Raw genomic sequence first — 857 nt, 5'->3', positions numbered from 1 at the left:
AGGGCAACCATGGCCACGGCGATGATCTGCTGGCCATGGTGATGCCCGAAGTACCCGTGAGTGTTGCGATGACGCTCTGGCCGCAACCAAATCTGAGCGCCGAGCAGATCGACACGCTTAAAAGTGAGATCGAGCTATTCATCCGCGCCGCGTTTCGGGAAAGCACGCCCCGCGATTATCAGCCTACGCTGACTTATCCCCAGTCGCGCTTCAGCTTTAGTCGACTGGCTGAGGAACTGCACCAGCAGTTTGCCGATATCGCCTCACTGCGGTTTACCCCCGGCGTCGACATCACCAGCGGATTGGACATCCCGCGCCTGACGTCGCTGAAGGTGAACCTGCAATGAACAAACTGAAACTTCCGTTCTGGCTGGGCGGTACCGAGCTTTCAAAACTGGTCGCGGCTGCACAGGCGTGGTGGGAAACCGTCACCGGGTGGCTGCGCTGGCCCTACTCGCAGATCGATCCCGACACCTGCCACATGAGCATCCTTGAGCTGTGGGCCTGGCAGCGGGACGTGACGCGCTTCAAGGGCGAACCCGAGACCCTGTTTCGACTGCGCGTGAAGTACGCGTTTATCAACTCAGTCGACGCCGGCAGCACTGCCGGTTTGAAACGCATTTTCGAGCGACTGGGCGTGGGTTACGTCGAGATCGAGGAACGCCAGCCCGACCGCGATTGGGACGTGGTGCTGCTTAAGTTCAGCAACGCTCAGTTGTCGCTCAATCCCGAACTTCTGCGCGTGCTGATCCAGCAGTACGGCCGAACGTGCCGGCGCTACGACTTCGTCACCATCACCCCCGTGGGGCTGCAAATCGCCCTGATCGACTTCAACGACGACCAGCAAACGCTGGTTG

General features: G+C 60.0%; 1 protein-coding gene and 1 pseudogene. Both read left to right on the top strand.

Features of this window, described 5'->3' with window-relative positions:
• A pseudogene (locus ACW9IR_RS29515) lies at positions 1-347 on the top strand (baseplate J/gp47 family protein); the annotation flags it as partial.
• The coding region (locus ACW9IR_RS29510; RefSeq protein WP_457466136.1) for a phage tail protein at positions 344-857 on the top strand (514 nt) is incomplete at its 3' end. The pseudogene ACW9IR_RS29515 and the gene ACW9IR_RS29510, both read left to right, overlap by 4 nt.

The sequence above is a fragment of the Pseudomonas sp. SDT291_1_S447 genome (assembly GCF_054070155.1).
The sequence above is the reverse complement of the archived record's forward strand: the minus strand, read 5'-3'. Positions and strand labels throughout refer to the sequence as shown.